Genomic DNA, 20,054 nt, shown 5'->3' with positions numbered 1-20,054 from the left:
CTCTACAGCGTATGGGTGCGATCGCCGCGCGCGAAGCCGCGCAGGGCGTGCGCGTCCACCCCGCGGCCCAGGGCGATGACTTTGAACAGTTCGCCCATTTCGCTCTCGCCCAGCAGTTTGTTGACGGCGGTGGTCTGCCGCAGGTAGTGCGAGCCGCCGGGCGCGGTTGTGGCCGCGCATAGGGCGGCGGCGCTCCTCGGAGCGACCGGCGGCGGCCCGGCGGCCAGTTCGGCGGCGACGAGATCGAGCAGGCCGCAGTTCATCAAAAAACTGGCTTGGCTGGTGTAGCCCAGCACATCGAGCCCGGCGTCTTGTGCGGCCAGGGCGATGGCGGTGAAGTCGATGTGCGAGGTGATGTCGGCCAGCCCCGGCCACAGCAGCACATCGTCGAGCACGCGGTGGCGGTAGTGCGCCTGTAGCGTGCCCATGTGGCGCTGCGGGTGGTAGTACTCGCGCTGCGGAAAGCCGTAGTCGATGAACAGCGCCGCGCCGCGCGCAAGCCGGTCGGCCAGGGTGCGCACGAAGGCCAGGGCCTGCGGGTGGATTTCGGTCACGGTGCCGATGGGTAGGGCGTGCGCTTCGGGGGTGGGGGGCAGCAGGGCGGTGGCGCGGTCGGCAAAGACCAGATCGTCGCCCTCTTGCGCCACGCCGCGTTCCATCCAGCCGCTTTCGTGTCTGTGCAGTAGTTTCACGGGCATGGCATCGAGCACTTCGTTGCCGATGACCACGGCCTCGAACGTCTCGGGCAAGGTCGTCCACCACTGCACGCGATCGAACAGATGGGGCACGGCGCTGCGCAGCGTTTGCATCTGCCGGTGCTTGAGTGCGCCGGAGACTTCGACAATGGCGTAGTGCCGCGGCGCGCAGCCCAGATGATCGAGTTCGCCCAGTATCTGCGCGGCGAGTCGGCCCGAGCCCGCGCCGAATTCCACCACGGTGTGCAGATCGCTCTGCTGCAGCACTTGCGCCACCTGAGCGGCCAGGGTGCGGCCGAACAGCGGGGACAGCTCGGGTGCGGTGACAAAGTCGCTGTCGCTGCCGAAGTCGCCAAACTGCCCGGCCTGCCCGGTGTAGTACCCCAGGCCGGGTGCGTAGAGCGCCTGTTGCATATAGGCATCGAACGGCAACCAGCCGCCGCCCGCATGCAAAGCAGCCCTGATTTGCGCCAGGAGTTGCGCGCTGCGCTCCAGCGCCATCGGGGCGGGCGCCGGTAGACTTGCCGACTGTTCGTTCATCAAGACATTCTAGAAAGCATGCCGCCCGACGCCACAACCCTTCCCGTTACCCGACCCAAGGTGCTGGTGACCGGCGGCGCGCACCGGCTGGGGCGGGAAATCGCCTTGCATCTGGCCGCACAAGGCTGGGATGTGGCGGTGCACTATCACCGCTCAAAACCGGCGGCCGACGAGGTTTGCACCGAGGCGCGGGCGCTGGGGGCGCAAGCCGCAGCCGTCGGCGCCGACCTGTTCGACCCCGCCGCCGCGCGAGATCTGTTGCCGCAGGCTGTCGCAGCCTTGGGCCGGGTGGACGCGGTAGTGAACAATGCGGCGTTGTTCGAGTTCGACGACGCGCAGCACTTCAGCGTGGAAGCGGCGCAGCGTCACTACCAAGTCAACACCATCGCCCCGGTGCTGCTGGCGCAGGCGCTGCACGCGCAGTTGAGCGCGCGCGGCGCGCAGGGCTGCGTGGTCAACTTGCTCGATCAGAAGCTCGCCAATCCCGATCCGGACTATCTCTCCTACACCCTGTCGAAAGCGGCGCTGCAGGCGGCCACCGTGGCGCTGGCGCAGGCGCTGGCGCCCGTGCTGCGGGTGGTGGGCGTGGCGCCTGGCCTGATGCTGCCTTCCGGCCCGATGACCGATGATGAATTCACCCGCGTGCACAGCCGCACGCCCTTGCAGCGCGGCAGCACGCCGCAAGACGTGGCGCAGGCTGTGCATTTCGCGCTGCAGGCCCGCGCCATGACCGGCGCCACCCTGCTGGTCGATGGCGGCCAGCATCTCGCGGGCACCGGGCGCGACGTGCTGTTTGCCGCGCGCGATCAGGCGCCCCGTTAATTCAAGGAATCTCACCATGTTCAGTGCCCTGTCGCACCCCGCCCTGCGCGCTTGCCGCCGCCTGTTTTTGCAGAACTACGAAGTCAACATCAATATCGGTGTGCACGAGTTCGAAAAGCGGGGCGAGCAGCGTGTGCTCATCAATGTCGATCTCTTTATTCCACTGGCCATGTCCACCCCGCAGCAGGACAAGCTCGACGAAGTGGTCGATTACGACTTTATGCGCAGCGTGATCGCGGCGCGTATCGCGCGCGGCCACATCCATCTGCAGGAAACCCTGTGCGACGACGTGGCGCGCATCATGCTCGAACATCCGAGGGTGAAGGCCGTGCGGGTGTCGACCGAAAAGCCCGACGTCTATCCTGATTGCGAGAGCGTGGGCGTGGAAGTGTTTCATGTGAAGGATTTGCAGCCATGAGTGATACGGCAGCCAATTCGCCACCCGTCGGCGCGGCCAGCTACCGGGCCGCCCACAAGGCCTTGTTCGAGAACAACAAGCTCTCCAAGCGCCTGCACCGCCTGATCGGGCAGGCGGTGGTGGACTTCAACATGATCGAGCAGGGCGACAAGGTGATGGTCTGCATGTCCGGCGGCAAAGACAGCTACGCCCTGCTCGACATTCTGCTGAGCCTGCGCGAACGCGCGCCGATCGACTTCGATCTGGTGGCCGTCAACCTCGACCAGAAGCAGCCCGGCTTCCCGCAAGAGGTGCTGCCTGACTATCTCAAGAGCCGCGGTGTGCCCTTTCACATCGAGGAGCAGGACACCTATTCCATCGTCAAGTCCATCACCCCCGAGGGCAAGACCACCTGCGGATTGTGCTCGCGGCTGCGACGCGGCATTCTCTACCGCGTGGCGGGCGAGCTGGGGGCGACCAAGATCGCGCTCGGCCACCACCGGGACGATATTCTCGAAACCTTTTTCCTCAATCTGTTCTTCGGCGGCAAGCTCAAGGGCATGCCGCCCAAGCTGGTGAGTGACGACGGCAAACACGTGGTCATCCGCCCGCTGGCCTATGTGGAGGAAACCGACCTGGAGCGCTGGGCCGAGTTGCGCGCCTTTCCGCTCATTCCCTGCACTCTGTGTGGCAGCCAGGAGAATGCGCAGCGCAAACAGGTCAAGGCCATGCTGCGGCAATGGGAGCGCGAGACGCCGGGCCGCACGCAGACCATGTTCAACGCGCTCACGCAGGTAGTGCCTTCGCATCTTGCCGACCGTAGCTTGTTCGACTTCGCGAGCTTGCGCGCCACCGGGCTGCCCGACCCGATGGGCGACATCGCCTTTGATGCGGAACCTTGCAGCGGCGCAGGCGAACTCCCGCGCGCACAATCCGTCCAATGGTTTTGAAGTAGAGGAGAACAGGCCATGCGTTCACCTAACAGCCTAACCCGCCTTTGGCATTCCGCCCGCATCGGCCTGTTGCTGGTGCCCGCGCTGCTGCTCGGCGGCTGTGCGAGCCTGACAGATTTGCGCGCCACCGTCGTCACCCCCAACCCCGCGCCGCAAGCGCTGGTGGGCGCCAAGGTGCAGGTGCAGGCCGCGCCCGGAAATGCCGACAGCGCCGATGCCTACACCCTGCAGACCGCCGTGCTCGACGCCATGACCCAGGCCGGCATGGTGCCCTTGCTGGGCACACCGGCGCCCTATACCGCGCGCTACGTCTACACCGTGCGTCTCGATCTCGAAGCCACCTACGGCCCCTCGGTCTGGCCCCCGCCCGTGTTGCTGCCCAACGGCGCGGTGTATTTTCCCGGAGGCTGGGGCGGCTGGGGAGGCGGGATGTTCGGCTGGATGCCGCCGCCCAACTATTACGAGCGCAGTCTCTCGCTCGAAATCCGCGACACCGCCACCGGCGCGCTGATCTGGCAGTCGCACGCCAGCACCGGCGGTTACGAACGCGGTCTGGCCTCGGTGGCCCTGCCGCTGGCGCAGGCCGTGCTGCGTGGATTTCCTTCGGAGTACGGCGAGCACAAGGTGCTGTTCCCGCGCTGAGGGCGGAACGGATCGCGCATTAAACAAAATGTCACATTTGCAACTTATGGTCTCGACTTTCTCTTTTGAGCGAGTCGAGCCATGCAATTTCCCAAATCTGCTTTAGCCCTGGCGGTTGCCGCGGCACTCTCTTTGTCAGCCTGCGGTGGCGGGGGTACCACCACCGCGTCCAACCCGCCTGACCAGCAGGCCGCAGTGCAAACCGGGGTCTTTCTCGACTCCGCCGTGGCCGGGGTGGACTACACCACCTATAGCGATGCCACCCCGCGCCAGACCAACGCGGCGGGGCAGTTCCTCTACAAATCCGGCGAGACCGTCACCTTCAAGCTCGGCGGCGTCTTGCTGGGTCGCGCCAAGGGCGCCGATGTGGTGGCGCTGGCCGACCTCGATGGACAGGGCGAAGACGCCCCCCGCACCCAGAACACCGCGCAACTGCTGCAGGCGCTCGATGACGACGGCGACCCGAACAACGGCATCGTCATTCGCGATGTGGTGCGCCAACGTTTTGCCAACATCAAGTGCGATCTGTCCGACCGCACCCAACTGACCGCCCTGTTCCAGCAGCAACTCGCCGATCTCAAGCTCAGCCTCACCGATCCGCGTTACGCCAAGGCGCACCTCGAAGACTCGCTCTCGCTGATTGGCCGGACCGTCACCAGCACCTTCACCTACCAGGGCGCGGGCGCGGCGCAGGGCGCGCAGCTCAGCGTGAGCAAGTACGCCATCGGCAGCCAGAGCCGGTTCAACCTGCCCTATCCCGGCAATCAGAACTACATCAAGGCCGAGTTCCCCAAAGGCTTCCCCATCAGCCTGGGCTCGGGTTTGGCTCTCAAGGGCGTGGACAAGCAGGGCAATCTGCAGTTCTGGGTGATAACGGATCGCGGCGCTAACGGAGATTCGCCAGACCTGCGAAACGCCGACGGCAGCACCACCGCGACCAAGTCGTTTCCCGCGCCCGCATTCAATCCCGAGTTTGGCGTGGTGACTGTGGGCACCGGCAAGGGCAACCGTCGCGCCACGCTGGAAAGCACTACCCCGCTCAAGGACCTCGACGGCTCTGCGATGAGCGGCCGTCCCATTCCTCCGGGCACGGTCGGATCGACGGGTGAAACGCCGGTCAGCGACACCCTGCAGATTCTCAAAAACGCGCAGGGCGGCATCGCATTTGACGTGCACGGCATCGACCCCGAAGCCGTGGTGGCCACGCCCGATGGCAAGTCGCTGTGGATGACCGACGAGTACGGCCCCTTCGTGTTCAAGGTGAACGCCGCCAGCGGCCGGATCGAGACCAAGCTGGCGCCCGGCAGCGGCCTGCCCGACATCGTCAAGTATCGCCAGCCCAACCGTGGCATCGAAGCCATTGCCCTTGCACCCAACGGCAATCTGTTGGTCGGCGTGCAGAGCATTCTCAAGATGGATGACGCCAAAGACAGCAACGGCAAAACGCAGAAAACCACCAAAGCGGTGTTCACCCGCCTGGTGCAAATTCAGCCGGGCGGCGGCACCCGCATGTTTGCGTATCCCCTCACCGATGCCAGCGGGGCGGTGCCCTACAGCAAAAACAAGGATGCCAAGATCGGCGACCTCGTGGCGCTCGACGACAACCGTTACCTCATCATCGAGCGCGGCACGCAAGCCGATGGCAAAGATCACAACATGATCTTTCTCATCGATCTCAGCGGCGCGACCGACCTCACCGGCAAGACCATCAACGGCCTGGAGCCCGAGTATCAGACCTCGCTCAAGGCGCTGACCGACGGCGGCATCATCCCGGTGAAAAAGACCCTGCTGTTCGATATGGTCGAAGGCAGCGGCTTTGGCTGGGTATCCGGCAAGACCGAGGGCATGGCCCTGGTGGACGCGCAGACGATTGCTGTGGCCAACGACAACGACTTCGGCCTTGCGGCGGAAATCGTCGGCCCGAATGGCGAAATCCTCAAAGGTGACGATTGCGAAATGGACGCCAGCGGCCAGATCCTGGCGGGTACGGGCAAGTGCACCGCTCCGGGCGCTTATACCTATCGCATCATCCGCGGCAAACCGTGGGAGACGCCTTCGCGCCTGTTCCTTATCAAACTGCCCAAGCCGGTGCTCGACTACGCTTCTTGAGCGCGGCTAAACCATGAAATTCCCGTCTGAGCGTTTTGCTCAGGCGGGAATTTTTCAATTCAAAAACAGTCGCGTCACCGGGTTGTCGGTTTCCTCGGTGTAGTGATAGCCGAGTTGCTGCAAAAACTGGCTGAACGCCTTTTTATCTGCGGGCGGCACCTGAATGCCCACCAGCACGTGGCCGCTGTCGCCGCCCTGGTTGCGGTAGTGGAACAGGCTGATGTTCCAGTCCGGGCTGAGCGCGTCGAGAAAGCGCAGTAGTGCGCCGGGTCGTTCGGGAAAGTCGAAGCGCAGCAGGCGCTCGTTTTCCGCCATGCTCTGCCCCTGGGCGCTGCGCGGCGCGGGGCCGCCGACGAGGTGGCGCACATGCACTTTGGCCAGTTCGTTGTCGGTCAGGTCGAGCACACCGTAGCCTGCGCGCTCGAAGGTCTGCGCCATTTTCTGCGCATCCTCGCGGCCGTTGACCGTCAGGCCGACGAACACATGCGCCTCTTCCGGCCGCTTGATGCGATAGGTGAATTCGGTCACATTGCGCGCGCCCACCAGCCGGCACAGGCGGCGGAAGCTGCCCGGTTTTTCGGGAATGGTCACGGCAAACAGCGCCTCGCGCGCCTCGCCCACCTCGGCGCGCTCGACGACGAAGCGCAGGCGGTCGAAGTTCATGTTCGCCCCGCAGGTCACGGCCACGAGGGTTTCGCCCTTGAGCTGATGCTGCGCGCAATAGGCCTTGACGGCCGCGACCGACATCGCGCCAGAGGGCTCCAGCACGCTGCGAGTGTCTTCGAACACGTCCTTGATCGCGGCGCTCACCGCGTCGGTATCGACCACGACGAAGTCGTCCACCAGATCGCGTACCAGGCGGAAGGTTTCGCGCCCCACCTGCTTCACCGCCGTGCCGTCGCAAAACAGCCCCACTTCAGACAGCGTGACCCGGCGACCCGCCTGCACGCTGCGCAGCATGGCGTCGGAATCGACCGTCTGTACCCCGATCACCTTGATCTCCGGCCGCACCGCCTTGATGTAAGCGGCCACCCCCGAGATCAGCCCGCCGCCGCCGATGGCGCAAAACACCGCATGAATCGGCGCCTGGTGCTGGCGCAGAATTTCCATGCCGATGGTGCCCTGGCCCGCAATCACGTCCGGGTCGTCGAAGGGGTGGACGAAAGTCAGCCCTTGTTTGTCTTGCAGCGTGAGGGCGTGGGCGTAAGCGTCGCTATAGCTGTCGCCCTGCAGCACCACGTCCACGCTGGCGCCGCCAAAGGCGCGCACCGCGTCGATTTTCACCTTCGGCGTGGTGGCGGGCATCACGATCACCGCGCGGCAACCCAGCCGGTGCGCCGACAGCGCCACGCCCTGCGCGTGATTGCCCGCCGACGCGCAAATCACCCCGCGCTTGCGTTCGGCCTCAGTCAACCGCGACATCTTGTTGTATGCCCCGCGCAGCTTGAAGCTGAACACCGGCTGCGTGTCTTCGCGCTTGAACAGCACCTTGTTGTGCAGGCGGCGCGACAGATTGCGCGCAGGCTCCAGCGCCGATTCAATCGCCACGTCATACACCCGTGCGTTCAAAATACGCTGCAGATAGTCGGTATGCTTCGCGGCCATTTGGATCTTCCCAGAGCAAAAGAGCCGATTCTATGAACCCCGCTGATCGCACCTTGCAGGCATCGCCGTGCTGATGCCGCCCGAGTGGGCCGGCGCCGCCCTCGGTTTGTGGCATGAATTGCTGCAGTCCGCCTCCGGGCCAGGAGGGCTTTACGTGTTGGCGGCGCTCAGCTTTGCGGCGGCCACCCTCATCCCCTTCAGTTCCGAAGCCGTGCTGCTGGTGGTGATTGCCGCCCAGCCGCAACACACTCTGCTGGCCGTGCTCGTCGCCACAGCCTCCAACACCCTCGGCGGCATGACCACCTACGCGCTCGGCCGCTGGGTGCGCCATTGGCAGACCCCCGACGCTTGGCGCTGGGCGCCGCAAGTGCGCCACTGGGGCGCGCCCATCACCGTGCTCGCCTGGGTGCCTGGCATCGGGGATGCCCTCGTGGTCGTGGCCGGCTGGCTGCGCATCAACGCCTGGGCCTGCGCCGTGTGGATGCTGCTCGGCCGCAGCCTGCGCTACATCGCCGTCGCAGGTCTGGCTTGGGCGCTATGAAAAACCGGGCAAAAAAATACCCGGGCGGATGGTGAACATTGGCCCGGGTAAGAATCCACCAAAGGAGGAGGTGGAGGAGACAAGGGGTGCGTCAAACTCGACGCATGATGCAATATTAGAGGATGCTTATGTATCTTGCATAGCCCATCCGTGCATCATGGTATTGTTAAATAAGCATTCACTTATTCTACGCTTAAGTCATTGAAAAATAATTAAATTTTTCTGGATTATGGCGGGAATCTGCCTTTGCCCGTCTTTGTCACCCACATCGAAATTGACGCGAGTCAACGAAATTCGGATTTAAGGCAATTTCAGCACTGCAGCCAGCACGCCGACTGCGATCACCAGCATGCCGCCGATTTTGATCGTCAGTCGCAGTTCGAGCTCGCGTAAATCCGGTTTGGTGGCCAGATCCGCCTCACCTTGCGCTTCGCGAAAAGCATCAGCCACCGCTTCGGCCTGAGCGTCGGGAATGCCCGATTCGCACAATTTACGAATGAATTTGTGCGTATCGAAGGTCACGGTAGCCATGCAAACAACTGTAGGCCCCCTGCAGAACCGCCGACAATCGCAAAACCCCTCAATAGGAAACAGGAGAAACAGCGATGCAATGCACCGTGCAATGGGAAGGAAAAGACGCGCAAGGCAACGACGGCATGGCCTTCACCGCCCACACCGAAACCGGCCACACGCTACGTATGGACGGCGCCCCGGCCAGCGCGCCGGGCGAGCCCGGCGGCCACAACCTCGCGCCGCGGCCGATGGAAGTCGTGCTTGCCGGCACCGGCGGCTGCACCGCTTACGACGTGGTTTACATCCTCAAGAAGGGGCGGCAGGATGTGCGCGGCTGCACCGTGCGGCTCGAGGCCGAGCGCGCCGCGACCGACCCCAAGGTGTTCACCCGCATTCATCTGCACTTTGTCGTGACAGGGGTGAATCTGCGCGAAGACATGGTTCGCCGGGCTGTCGAGCTCTCGCATACCAAATACTGCTCGGCCAGCGCCATGCTGGAAAAGACGGCGACGATGACGTTCAGCGTCGAGTTGGTTCAGGAATGACCGCCGCATCAGCGCCTATCCGCAATGTTGCGTTTTGATGACACTTTGGGCCAGAGCCGCAAAAAAGCTTGAGGACAATCATCAAGCGCAATCAAATCTCTAACACGCATGCTATGACATCAATGTTTGCATGTTCATTCCCCCGCCCGCTCAGACATCGCCCTGGAGAGTGTGTCGAGAAGCGGAACACTTCAAACCTAACGGAGCACAGAATGAAAACGCAAAGTTTCACTAAAACCCAAGGTTTCGCAAAAAAATCCCTTATCGCCCTGGCCGTGGTCGGTGCCTTCTCGGGCTCGGCATTCGCGGCTGACAGCGTGCAGCTGTACGGCATTATCGATATGGGTGTGACGCATTACTCTGGTCTGGCGCCGACCGTGAACGGCCAACCTGACACCTCAGGCAAAAGTGGTACGGCGTCTTATACCGGCTTGAGCTCTGGCGTGGTCGCTGGCTCGCGCATCGGTCTCAAGGGCACAGAAGACCTGGGCGGCGGCCTGAAGGCTATTTTCCAAGCGGAAACCGGCTTTTGTGCGGCGGGCACCAACCAGACTGGCACAGGCGGCTCTGCTTACTGTACGGGTAGCGGCTTCATGGGCCGTACCACGCTTTTGGGTTTGCAAGGCAACTTCGGTACCGTGCAGATGGGCCGCTACTTCACCAGCATGTTCAACAACGAGGTCAACTACGATCCGTTCCAGGCGGGCTTTACCGGTGCGTACTCGAACTTGAGCCTAGGCATTAATGGCCTTAGCCCGAGCGGCGAAGGTGGAAATGCCTCAGGTGCAGCAGTCAACTATCTACTGCGCAGCAATCAAACCATCACCTACATCTCTCCCAATCTGTCTGGCCTGACTGTGCAGGCGGATTACTCGTTCAACGACGGCTCAGCAACGGCTCCTTTAGTCCAGGGCGGCAACACCACCAGGCTGTGGTCTTTGAACGGCAACTATGCCTTCGGGGCGGCGACCGTGGGCGCTAACTACAGCAAAGTCACCAACGTCACCGTTGCGCCTAGCAGCACAGTGGCCGATGGCGCTTACAAGGTCTGGCAGTTGTTCGGCTCTTACGACCTGAACGTGGTCAAGCTCTCGGGCATTTATGAGCGCGGCACCGCCGACTACTACTCGGGTAACGATTCGTCCTGGTTGCTTGGCGCCACCGTGCCGGTTGGCGCCGGTGCGGTGATGGTGTCGTACAGCCAATACGGCACGTCGCTGGCACCTACGGGCACATCACTCAGCACCTCCAAGGCGAAACAATACGCCATTGGTTACAGCTACAACCTCTCCAAGCGCACCATGCTCTACACCTCCTATGCGCATATGAGCAACGATTCTGCTGGCGCAAATCGCACCGGCACCGCACTGGCCGTCAACGACGCGACCAACTTCAGCGCGGGTGTCACTGGCCAAGGCTCCAACGGCTTCGCTGTGGGCATTCTGCATTCGTTCTGAGACTGACAGCCCGCCAGCTCTGGCGGGCATCACCTAATCTGGCGTGACGGCCAGACTGCACTCAACAGCCCGCTCGCGGGCTGTTTTTGTTGTTGTGGGGCAACAAAACCTTGAGGTAATTGCTCTTGCCATATGCATCGCCGCTGATGCACTGCTAAATTGTCAATGTCTCGGAAGCGGAATGCTTTAGGTCTGCGACGAGCTGGGCACAGCAGAGCAAAACTCTGCCGCCCGTCTCTTTACCGGCCATCACGGTCGGCCCTTTACAACCTGGAGATGCAACCATCATGAAAAAATCACTCATCGCGCTGGCTGTGGTTGGCGCTTTTACCAGCAGCGCCTTTGCAGAAGGCAGCAATGTTCAGCTCTATGGCCTCATCGACCTGGGCGTCACCCATTTCACCGGGTTGCGGCCTTCGTCGGGCACGGGCACCGTGTCTTCAACGGGCCTGGATTCCGGCGGCCAGTCCTCCTCTCGGATCGGCTTGAAGGGGTCGGAAGACCTGGGCGGCGGTCTGAAGGCGATTTTCCAAGCTGAAACCGGTTTCTGCGCAGCAGGCACCAATCAAAACACCAACGGCACTGGCGGCAATTCGAATGGCTACTGCAGCGGCGGCGGCTTCATGCAGCGCACGTCGATTGTCGGCCTGACCGGCGGTTTCGGTACGGTTGTTGCAGGCCGTATGAACACTCCTTTGTGGAACGATGAAATCGCAGCTGACCCGTTTGGCGCTGGTTTGACGGGCAACATCGACAACATCTCTAATGTGCGATTCGCCAGTGTGCAACGCGCGAACCAAACAGTCGCCTACGTGTCGCCTGATCTCATGGGCTTTACTGGCACTGCGGTGTACTCTTTCGCTCCTACCTCGGCAACGGTTAATCTGGCACAAGGTGGCAGCACCACCCGGGCCTGGGAACTCAACGGCGCGTACAAAAACGGCCCGATGTTCGCGACGCTCGATTATTTGCGCATCACCAATATCAATGGCTTGACTGCGAATTCGTCTAGCGGCAACGCAGACAAGCATTGGCAAGTAACTGGCGGCTATGATTTCGGTATCGCCAAGGTTACAGGTCTATATCAGGATCTGAAGGTTGATGCTTCCAGCGGCAAGCGGACTGTATGGATGCTAGGCGCTTCCGTCCCGGTGGGCGCAGGTGCGGTGCTGGCTTCTTATGGGCAAGTCAAGGACACGATTTCCAACCCTGACACTGGAAACAATACGGCCAAGCAATACGCTATCGGTTACACCTACTCCCTATCCAAGCGTACCAACCTGTACACCTCATACTCGCACATCAGCAACGACACCAATACGGCACTGGCTGTAGGCGATTCCTCCACTGCGAACCTGGGTGTTGCTGGTCAATCGTCCAGCGGCTTCGCTCTGGGCATCCGTCACAAGTTCTGATCAGCGCAAGCTGCTCTAGCAACTGCTTTGAAAGCCGCCTTCGGGCGGCTTTTTTTCGACTGTATAAATCGCTAAAAGACCGGAGAGCGATCGTAATGCGGCAGGCATAATGCCCGCACAGGGAGGGTTGTTCAATGCACATTGTTCTACCGGTTGACGGATCGACTTACACCGCGCGGGCCGCGCAGGTTCTGGTGCAGCAGGTGCGGCAATACAAGGAGCCGCCGCGCATCACCCTGCTCACGGTGGCGTTGCCCATCGGCACGCCGCTGGCGCGCGCGCAACTGAGCAAGGCCACGCTGGACGCGTATTACCGCGACGTCAGCGCGCAGGCGCTGGCGCCCGCTGAAGGCGTGCTGAAACAGGCCGGGCTGGCGTTCGAGTCTCGTTTTGTGGTGGGCGACCCGGCCGAGCAGATCGCCGCCGAGGTGGCGCGTCTGCAGCCCGACCTGCTCATCATGGGCACGCACGGCCACTCGGCGCTCAAGGGCTTTGTCATGGGATCGGTGGCCAGCAAGGTGGTGGCGTCCACCACGGTGCCGGTGCTGCTGGTGCGGTGAGCCGCCGCGACGGCGCGTTAACAGGCCCTACCGCTGGCTCAGCGCATTGCCCACCAGCTTGGAGGTGATGTCCACGATCTGGATCATGCGGTCGTAGGCCATGCGGGTGGGGCCGATGACGCCGAGGGTGCCGACCACTTTGCCGTCGGCTGCATAGGGTGCGGTAATGACGGAGAGTTCTTCAAACGGCACGGCCTCGCTTTCGCCGCCGATGTAGATGCGCACGCCATCGGCGCGGGCGGAGGCATCCATCAGCTTGAGCAACTGGGCTTTTTGTTCGAACAGATCGAAGAGTTGGCGCAGCTTGCCCAGATTGCCCGCAAAGTCGCCGATGCCGAGCAATTGTTGTTGCCCGGAGATGACGACTTGATCTTGCGGTTGCTGCAACGCCTGACTGCCGGCCTGCACACCGGCCTGCATGAGGGCGACGAGTTCGCTGCGCAGGTGCTCCACCTCGCTGCCGAGCTTTTGCGTGACCTGCTCGAAACTCAGGCCCGAAAAATGGGCGTTGAGGTAATTGGTGGCGGTATTGAGTTCGTTCTGGCTGAGGGCGTGCGGCCAGTGCAGCATGCGGTTTTGCACATCGCCCTCGGGGCTGACGATGATGAGCAGAATGCGATGTTCGCTCAAGCGCAGAAACTCGATGTGGCGAAACGCGGCGCTACGCTGCGGCGCCAGCACCACGCCGACGAATTGCGACAGGCTGGACATGAGCTGCGCCGCCCGCATCATCACTTGTTGCGGCGGGGCGGTGTCGATGTGCTGTTGCAGCGTCTGCGGCAGCAGGTCGGTTGGCATCTGCGGCTGGGCGGTGAGCATGGCGTCCACAAATACCCGGTAGCCGCGCGGGGTGGGAATGCGCCCCGCCGAGGTGTGCGGGCTGGCGATCAGGCCCATGTCTTCGAGATCGGCCATGACGTTGCGGATGGTGGCCGCGGACAACTCCAGCCCCGAAGCGCGCGACAACGTGCGCGAACCCACCGGCTGACCGTCGGCGATGTAGTGTTCGATCAGGGTTTTGAGCAGCAGTCGGGCGCGTTCGTCCATGCGCAAATTTTAGGCTGCAGACGGTGCGCGGGCACGACACGCTACGCCGGACTTGCGCCTGTGCTGTAATTTGCCGCCAGGGCGGTGTTCTCCGCCATGTCTCAACTTTGAACCCCATGCCCCGTACCGTGTTCCAGCAGGTCTTGCTGATCGGCAAGTATCAAGCGCCGCAGGCGCAGCGCAAACTTGGCGAGATTGCCGCGCGGCTGAGCCGGGCCGGGGTGGAGGTCTGGGTGGGCGAGCTCACCGCGCAGCACACCGAGCTGCCTTACCCGGTGCTGCGCAGCAGCGAGCTGGCCGAGCGCACCGCGCAGGGCGGTTGGGTGGCGGTGGTGCTGGGCGGCGACGGCACCATGCTGGGCGCGGCGCGCAGGCTGGCTCCGCTGAATGTGCCCCTGGTGGGCATCAACGCGGGACGGCTGGGCTTCATGACCGATATCGCCGACAGCGAGTGGGAGCCCGCGATCGACGGACTGATGGCTGGCGACTTCGAGCGCGAGGAGCGCGCCATGCTCAGCGGCGCGGTGGAGCGTGCGGGGCAGACCATTTTCAGCGCCATTGCGGTGAATGATGTGGTGGTCAATCGCAACGGCGCGTCGGGGCTGGTGGAACTGAAGGTGGAGGTGGACGGCCGCTTCATGTATGTGCAGCGCGCAGACGGCCTGATCGTCGCCACGCCGACGGGCTCCACGGCCTATGCGCTGTCGGCCTACGGGCCCATTCTGTACCCCAGCGTGGACGGTGTGGTGCTGGTGCCGATCGCGCCGCATACCCTGTCGAACCGCCCCATCGTGCTGCCGGGCGGTGCCGATATCGTGATCGAGGTGGTCACGCCGCGCGACGTGAGCGTGAACTTCGACATGCAGAGCTATGCCGAGCTGATCGGCGGCGATCGCATCCGCATCGCGCAGGCGCCGCATCGCTGCGTGTTTCTCCACCCGCCGGGTTGGAGCTATTTCTCCACCCTGCGCCGGAAACTTCATTGGCATGAAGTGCCCGATGAATCCTGAACATTTGCGTCTTTTCCCCTGAGCCATGCTGCTGCATCTGCATTTGCGCGACTTTGTCATCGTTCCCGAGCTCGATATTGATCTGGCGGGGGGCTTTACCGTGCTCACCGGTGAAACCGGCGCGGGCAAATCCATCCTGATCGACGCGCTCAAGCTCGCCCTGGGCGAGCGCGCCGACAGCAGTGTGGTGCGCGCGGGGGCGCAGCGCGCAGAGATCAGCGCCGAGTTCAGCCTGAGCCCGCCGCTGGCCGCATGGCTGGACGAGCAGGGATTCGCCGCCGAGGCCGACACGCTGCTGCTGCGCCGCGTGATCGACGCGCAGGGCAAGTCGCGCGGCTTTCTCAACGGCAGTCCGGCCACCGCCGCACAACTCAAGGCCGCGGGGGAATGGCTGGTGGACATTCATGGGCAGCACGCCTATCAGGGGCTGGTGCGGCGCGAAGTCGTCACCCACCTGCTCGACGGCTACGCCGGGGCGCAAGACGAAGCCCGGGCCGTCGCGCTCGCCTGGGCCCAGTGGCGCGATGCCGACGCGGCCTTGCAGCAGGCTAGAGGCGACGTCGGCGCGTTGGCTGAAGAACGCGAGCGCCTGCAGTGGCAGTGCGAGGAACTCGATCGTCTGCGTCCTGCCGAGGGCGAGTGGGCCACGCTGGAGAGCGAACACAAGCGACTGGCACATGTCAGCAGTCTGCTCGAAGACTTCGCTCTGGCGCAGGGGGCGCTTGACGGCGAGGACGTGAGTGCGCTGTCTTTGCTGGCGCAGGCGCAGCAGGCGCTGGAGCGAGCGGCGCAGGTCGATGCCGGGCTGCAGCCGCTGGTGCAACAGATCGACGCGGCGCAAACCAGCCTGAGCGACCTCAGTCACGAACTGCGCCGTCTGGCCGAACGTACCGAGGCCGACCCGCAGCGTCTGGCCGAACTCGACGCCCGGCTTTCGGGCTGGATGAATCTCGCACGCAAGCATCGCGTGGCGGCGGCCGACCTGCCGCAAACCCATCACGCCCTGCGCGACAAACTCCAGCAGCTCGACCGCAGTATCGACCTGCCCGCGCTGGAAAGCGCCGAACAGGCCGCGCAGGTCACGCTGCAGAAGGCGGCGGCCAAGCTCAGCGCCAAGCGCCGCAAGGCCGCGCAGCAACTGGCCAAGGCGGTGCAGGCGGCCATGCAGGAACTGGGCATGCCCGGCGGGCGCTTCGACGTGGCGCTCACCCCGCTCGACGCTGTGGGCGCGCGTGGGGCCGAGGCGGTGGAACTGCAGGTGGCGGCGCATCCCGGCGCGGAGCTGCGGGCGCTGGGCAAGGTGGCCAGCGGCGGCGAGCTGTCGCGCATCGCCCTGGCCGTCGCCGTGACCACCAGCGCACTGCAAGACACCGAAACCCTGATTTTCGACGAGGTGGACGCCGGCATCGGCGGCGCCGTGGCGCAAACCGTGGGACGGCTGCTGCGCCGCCTGGGGCGTGACCGGCAGGTGCTGGCCGTCACCCATCTTGCGCAGGTGGCCGCTTGCGCGCAGCAGCATTTCGCAGTGCGCAAGTACAGCACGGACGGGCAGACCGCCAGCCTGCTCGACGCGCTCGACCCGTCACAACGGCGCAGCGAGATCGCCCGTATGCTGGGCGGCAACGCGCAATCGAGCGCCGCGCTGGAGCATGCCAGCGAGCTGCTCTCGGCTTGCGAAACCCCGTCCCTGGAAACCCGATGAGCCCGTCTGAAACCGCTGCTGTCCCAACGCCTGCCGATGCGCGATCGACCCACCAGCTGGTGCTGATTTCCGGGCTGTCCGGCTCGGGCAAGTCGGTGGCGCTGACCGCGCTGGAAGACTCCGGCTATTACTGCGTGGACAACCTGCCGCCGCAACTCATCACCCCGCTGGTCGAGCAGACCCGCGCCTCGGGGCAAAAGCGTGTGGCCGTCGCAGTGGACGCGCGCAGCGCCGAGTCGCTGGCCGACGTGCCGGGTCTGCTCGAAAACCTGCGGGCCAGCTGCGAGGTGCACGCGATCTATCTCGACTGCGCCACCGACACGCTGGTGCAGCGGTTTTCGGAAACCCGCCGCCGCCATCCGCTCACCAGCCGCGTGACCGCGCAGCAGATCGGCAACCCTGCTGCCGCCCGCGGCGAGGGCTACGCCAACGCGCTGATCGAGTCCATCGAGATGGAGCGCGAACTGCTGCGCCCGGTGGCCGAGATCGGCCTACACACCGACACTAGCCAGATGAAGTCCGCCCAGTTGCGCGACTGGATCAAGCAAACCGTGCGGGTGCAGGACAGCCAGATGGTGGTTCTGTTCGAGTCGTTCGCGTTCAAGCGCGGCGTGCCGCTCGACGCCGACTATGTGTTCGACGTGCGCATGCTGCCCAACCCGCACTACGACCCGGTACTGCGGCCCCTGACCGGGCGCGACGCCCCCGTGGCCGAATTTCTGCTGCGCCAGCCCGAGGTGCTGCAGATGCAGGCCGACATCAGCGGGTTTTTGCAGCGCTGGCTGCCCAAGTTGGCTGCCGATCACCGCAGCTATGTCGGCGTGGCCATCGGCTGTACCGGCGGGCAGCATCGTTCGGTGTTTCTTAGCGAACAACTCAGCCGCGCTTTCGCCAGCCAGTACACCATACTGCTGCGTCACCGCGAGTTGGGCGCGACGGGGGCGAGCGAGCAGTGACCCGCGTCAGCCGCCGGGCCGTTGCCCAGTGCGAGAGGAGGCGGTTCGGCAAACCGGTCGTGCGGCGTGCTTACGCGCCAGTCCAGCACCAGCAGCACGACCACGGCGGCCCAGAACAGGGCGATCAGCCAGGGTAATTTGCGTTTCATCGAGAGTTCCTCAAGACATTCGCCGGGCCGCCCCAAGAATGTCCGCCCCTTGAGGGGAGAACCGAGCGCAGCGATGGTTTTCGGGGTGGGCTCAATCCGCCATGCCCAGACGATGGCGCACGCGCACGCCCACCAGGCTGCCCGCGAACGCGCAGGCGAACCACACCCAGCCGTGCAGGCTGCCGGTGGCGATGCCTGAAAAATACGCTCCGACATTGCAGCCGAAGGCCAGCCGCGAGCTATAGCCCAGCAGTAAGCCGGCAACAACGGAAGCCAGCCATTGCCGTTCGAGCAGGCTTACCGCTGGGCTGGCTTTCCCGCGCCAGCTGGCAGCGATGAGCGCGCCCAGCAACAAACCCAGATCGGTGACGCTGGTGTTATCGGCCAATACCGTGGCGTGCAACTGGGCCTGCTGGGCCGGCAGGCCCCAGAAGGCGTTGCCGCTCAGATCGAAGCCCAGCGCCTGCACGATCTTGGCACCCCATAGCCCCAGGCCGTACACAATGCCCCAGGGTTGCCCGGCAACCACCAGATTGGCGGCCGCCAGCAGCCCCAGGCCGATGGCGGCCCACCACACCGCAGGCCCGCGCCAGCGTGAAGGTTGCGTGCCGCGAAACCTCCACAACAGCGCGGCCAGCAGGGCGAGGGCCGCAAGCTGGACGATCAGCGTTTCGGCGGCCCCGAGGCGGTGCACCAGATTGACCGGCGGCAGTGCGCCCAGCGTTAGCCAGGCTGGAAGCTGAGCCGCGCCGAGAAAGCTGCCGAACACGAAGGCGGGCAGCACGGCAAGACTCACCGGATGACCGAGACCCGCCTTGTACAAAGTGCCCGAGCCGCAGCCATCGGCGACCTGCATGGCGGCGCCGAACACGAAGGCGCCTATCAACAGACTGATGGAAAGCGGCCCGTCGGCGCCCTGTAGCGCGGGCTGCGCGGCTAGCAGAGGCACGCTGATGAGCATGGCCACCGCGATGCCGACAAATTGCGCCCAAAGCCCTATGGGGTCGCGCCGAGTGATCCATACCCTCCAGCCGGTGGTGAAGCCGAAGGCGGCCGCCGAAAGCAGCACGCCATAGCCCAGGCCGATCAGCCAGAGCAGGCCCTGCCGCCAGCCGACCAGCCAGGTAATGGCGGCAAACCCGGCCAGACCGCCGAGCATCAACAGGCCGCTGCCAAGGCGGCGTTGTCCTTGATTTATGGTCTGCGCCGCTGTGGTGTGAAGCGTTGAGCTCAGAGTGCTTGCCATGTCTGTTCCAGTTGCTGCCGGAGTTGTTGCCAGCGGGTGGGGACATGGGCCATGGGGGCGTCGGCGCGCGACCAGTCCACCATCGAGCCGGGGTAGAGCGCCACATGCGGGCGGTGCAGCACTTCGGACAGTACGAACCAGTTGGTTGCGGCCCAGTGGCCGGTATTGCAGAACGAGACGATCTGCACGGCGCCGGGCTGCTGTGGCAACTGAGCGGCGGTTCGCTGCAGCGTGGACACAGCGGGCAGGGCGCCGCTGCCCGGTTCAAACCAGCGCAGATTGTCGAAGTCCAGCGCGCCGGGCAGGGTGCCGGGGCGACTTGCGGCGGGGGCTTTTTCGCGGCCCAGATAAAAGGCACGGGGGCGCGCGTCCAGCAGCAGCGTGCTGGGGTGGCCGAGATCGCGCGCCACTTCGGACCGGGTGGCGAGCAGGGCGTCGTCGAGTTGCGGGGTGAACGCGCTGGGCGTCGGCGCGGGCGTGGGCTGGCGGGTGAGCGGCAGGGCGGCGGCCTGCCAGGCGGTCATGCCGCCGTTGAGAATGGCGAGGCGCTGCAATCCCAGCCATTTGAGCGTCCAGTAAACGCGGGCGGGCGCGCCGAAATCGCTGGGGTCATCCCCGCTGGCGACGAGCACCACGGGGGTTTCGGCGTTCAGGCCCAGTCGCCGGACGAGAGCGGTGAACCGAGGCAGCGGCAGGAGCTGGCCCGGATTGTTCGAGGGGCCGCGCCAGTCGGCATAGGGCGCGGGAAGTGCTCCGGGAATGTGCGCCACGTTGGCCGCTGCCGCATCGTCGCGAAGGTCGATGATGCGCACCTGGGTAGGTTGAGTGGCCAGGGCTTGCGCCGAGATCAGCGGGCCGAAAGTCTGCGCGGCGCCCGGCGCGGATGGCGCTGATGGCGCTGCGCTGACGCCTTGTTGCAAGGCCCAGGCGGCGAGCAGCCAGCCCAGGGCGCAGATGCGGCACAGACGTGACCAGGCGGAACGGCGAGGGGGGTGAAGAGAAGAAGGGGCGGGGGACGGCGTGTTCATGCACTGCATTCTGGAAGTCCGGCGGCGAAAACGGAAATACAGAGTTGTCATGCGCATCCAACCGCAGGGCATATGAGATCAGCCCGCCGGACCATGCGCTCTGCGCAGTGCTAACCTGTTTT

General features: G+C 64.3%; 20 protein-coding genes. 13 read left to right on the top strand and 7 right to left on the bottom strand.

All coding sequences use genetic code 11. The features are described 5' to 3' along the window. Positions 1–2: 2 nt before the first annotated feature. Positions 3–1,235 carry a class I SAM-dependent methyltransferase gene (locus tag B3H47_RS06075; protein ID WP_286986467.1) on the bottom strand — a complete coding sequence of 411 codons (1,233 nt, stop codon included), beginning with the start codon at positions 1,233–1,235 and terminating at the stop codon, positions 3–5. An 18-nt stretch (positions 1,236–1,253) separates the two neighbouring features. Here B3H47_RS06075 and B3H47_RS06070 point away from each other — a divergent pair, with 18 nt between their 5' ends. The 5 genes from B3H47_RS06070 (at position 1,254) to B3H47_RS06050 (ending at position 6,158) form a co-directional block, all read left to right on the top strand. After that, entirely contained in the window at positions 1,254–2,057 is an 804-nt protein-coding gene (locus B3H47_RS06070; RefSeq protein WP_286986466.1) for an SDR family oxidoreductase, read from the top strand. 16 nt (positions 2,058–2,073) lie between these two features. Further along, entirely contained in the window at positions 2,074–2,475 is a 402-nt protein-coding gene (locus tag B3H47_RS06065) for a dihydroneopterin aldolase (RefSeq protein WP_013107245.1), read from the top strand. Then, the gene (gene ttcA, locus B3H47_RS06060) at positions 2,472–3,404 is read left to right on the top strand and encodes a tRNA 2-thiocytidine(32) synthetase TtcA (RefSeq protein WP_286986465.1); all 933 of its coding nucleotides are present in this window, start codon (positions 2,472–2,474) and stop codon (positions 3,402–3,404) included. Before B3H47_RS06065 ends, ttcA begins: the two co-directional genes overlap by 4 nt. An 18-nt stretch (positions 3,405–3,422) precedes the next feature. After that, entirely contained in the window at positions 3,423–4,049 is a 627-nt protein-coding gene (locus tag B3H47_RS06055) for a DUF4136 domain-containing protein (protein WP_286986463.1), read from the top strand. 81 nt (positions 4,050–4,130) lie between these two features. Beyond that, positions 4,131–6,158, top strand: coding sequence for an esterase-like activity of phytase family protein (locus B3H47_RS06050; RefSeq protein WP_286986461.1), 2,028 nt, complete (start codon positions 4,131–4,133; stop codon positions 6,156–6,158). A gap of 54 nt (positions 6,159–6,212) precedes the next feature. Here the strand turns inward: B3H47_RS06050 and ilvA are convergent, their stop codons facing one another. Beyond that, on the bottom strand, positions 6,213–7,763 hold the full coding sequence (ilvA, locus tag B3H47_RS06045; RefSeq protein ID WP_286986459.1) for a threonine ammonia-lyase, biosynthetic: 1,551 nt from the start codon (positions 7,761–7,763) through the stop codon (positions 6,213–6,215). A 73-nt stretch (positions 7,764–7,836) separates the two neighbouring features. Between ilvA and B3H47_RS06040 the strand changes: the two genes are divergently transcribed. Then, positions 7,837–8,304 (top strand): YqaA family protein, encoded by a 468-nt coding sequence (locus B3H47_RS06040; RefSeq protein ID WP_286986483.1) that lies wholly within the window; start codon positions 7,837–7,839, stop codon positions 8,302–8,304. Between the two features lie 300 nt (positions 8,305–8,604). On the opposite strand, the gene B3H47_RS06035 is transcribed toward B3H47_RS06040, so the two are convergent. After that, positions 8,605–8,835, bottom strand: coding sequence for a DUF1640 domain-containing protein (locus B3H47_RS06035; protein WP_276705842.1), 231 nt, complete (start codon positions 8,833–8,835; stop codon positions 8,605–8,607). 74 nt (positions 8,836–8,909) lie between these two features. Here B3H47_RS06035 and B3H47_RS06030 point away from each other — a divergent pair, with 74 nt between their 5' ends. The 4 genes from B3H47_RS06030 to B3H47_RS06015 all read left to right on the top strand — a co-directional run bounded on the left by B3H47_RS06030 (position 8,910) and on the right by B3H47_RS06015 (position 12,794). Next, entirely contained in the window at positions 8,910–9,362 is a 453-nt protein-coding gene (locus B3H47_RS06030; protein ID WP_276705843.1) for an OsmC family protein, read from the top strand. A 212-nt stretch (positions 9,363–9,574) separates the two neighbouring features. Then, positions 9,575–10,819 (top strand): porin, encoded by a 1,245-nt coding sequence (locus tag B3H47_RS06025; protein ID WP_286986456.1) that lies wholly within the window; start codon positions 9,575–9,577, stop codon positions 10,817–10,819. Between the two features lie 287 nt (positions 10,820–11,106). Next, positions 11,107–12,234 carry a porin gene (locus B3H47_RS06020; protein ID WP_286986455.1) on the top strand — a complete coding sequence of 376 codons (1,128 nt, stop codon included), beginning with the start codon at positions 11,107–11,109 and terminating at the stop codon, positions 12,232–12,234. Between the two features lie 134 nt (positions 12,235–12,368). Beyond that, a complete protein-coding gene (locus B3H47_RS06015; protein ID WP_286986452.1) occupies positions 12,369–12,794 on the top strand; it encodes a universal stress protein in 426 nt (141 codons plus the stop codon). Between the two features lie 27 nt (positions 12,795–12,821). Here the strand turns inward: B3H47_RS06015 and hrcA are convergent, their stop codons facing one another. Next, positions 12,822–13,841 (bottom strand): heat-inducible transcriptional repressor HrcA, encoded by a 1,020-nt coding sequence (gene hrcA / locus B3H47_RS06010; protein ID WP_013124290.1) that lies wholly within the window; start codon positions 13,839–13,841, stop codon positions 12,822–12,824. 116 nt (positions 13,842–13,957) lie between these two features. On the opposite strand from hrcA, the gene B3H47_RS06005 reads away from it, so the two are divergent. The 3 genes from B3H47_RS06005 to rapZ are packed head-to-tail and all read left to right on the top strand — an operon-like array spanning position 13,958 to position 17,509. Continuing rightward, positions 13,958–14,851, top strand: coding sequence for an NAD kinase (locus B3H47_RS06005; protein WP_286986450.1), 894 nt, complete (start codon positions 13,958–13,960; stop codon positions 14,849–14,851). 25 nt (positions 14,852–14,876) lie between these two features. After that, a complete protein-coding gene (gene recN, locus B3H47_RS06000; protein ID WP_276705848.1) occupies positions 14,877–16,553 on the top strand; it encodes a DNA repair protein RecN in 1,677 nt (558 codons plus the stop codon). Continuing rightward, entirely contained in the window at positions 16,550–17,509 is a 960-nt protein-coding gene (gene rapZ / locus B3H47_RS05995) for an RNase adapter RapZ (protein ID WP_276705849.1), read from the top strand. The genes recN and rapZ overlap by 4 nt, the downstream gene beginning before the upstream one ends. Here the strand turns inward: rapZ and B3H47_RS05990 are convergent. The 3 genes from B3H47_RS05990 to B3H47_RS05980 form a co-directional block, all read right to left on the bottom strand. Then, a complete protein-coding gene (locus B3H47_RS05990) occupies positions 17,470–17,658 on the bottom strand; it encodes a hypothetical protein (protein WP_276705850.1) in 189 nt (62 codons plus the stop codon). The genes rapZ and B3H47_RS05990 overlap by 40 nt on opposite strands. Before the next feature lie 91 nt (positions 17,659–17,749). After that, on the bottom strand, positions 17,750–18,904 hold the full coding sequence (locus B3H47_RS05985; RefSeq protein ID WP_276705851.1) for a YeeE/YedE thiosulfate transporter family protein: 1,155 nt from the start codon (positions 18,902–18,904) through the stop codon (positions 17,750–17,752). Continuing rightward, positions 18,889–19,932, bottom strand: coding sequence for a sulfurtransferase (locus B3H47_RS05980; protein ID WP_286986446.1), 1,044 nt, complete (start codon positions 19,930–19,932; stop codon positions 18,889–18,891). The genes B3H47_RS05985 and B3H47_RS05980 overlap by 16 nt, the downstream gene beginning before the upstream one ends. Positions 19,933–20,054: the final 122 nt, after the last annotated feature.

Origin of the sequence: Thiomonas sp. UBA7699 (genome assembly GCF_002482605.1) — a bacterium.
Classification (GTDB): domain Bacteria; phylum Pseudomonadota; class Gammaproteobacteria; order Burkholderiales; family Burkholderiaceae_C; genus Thiomonas; species Thiomonas arsenitoxydans.
Note: the sequence above shows the minus strand (reverse complement) of the source record. Positions and strands in the feature narration are given on the sequence as shown.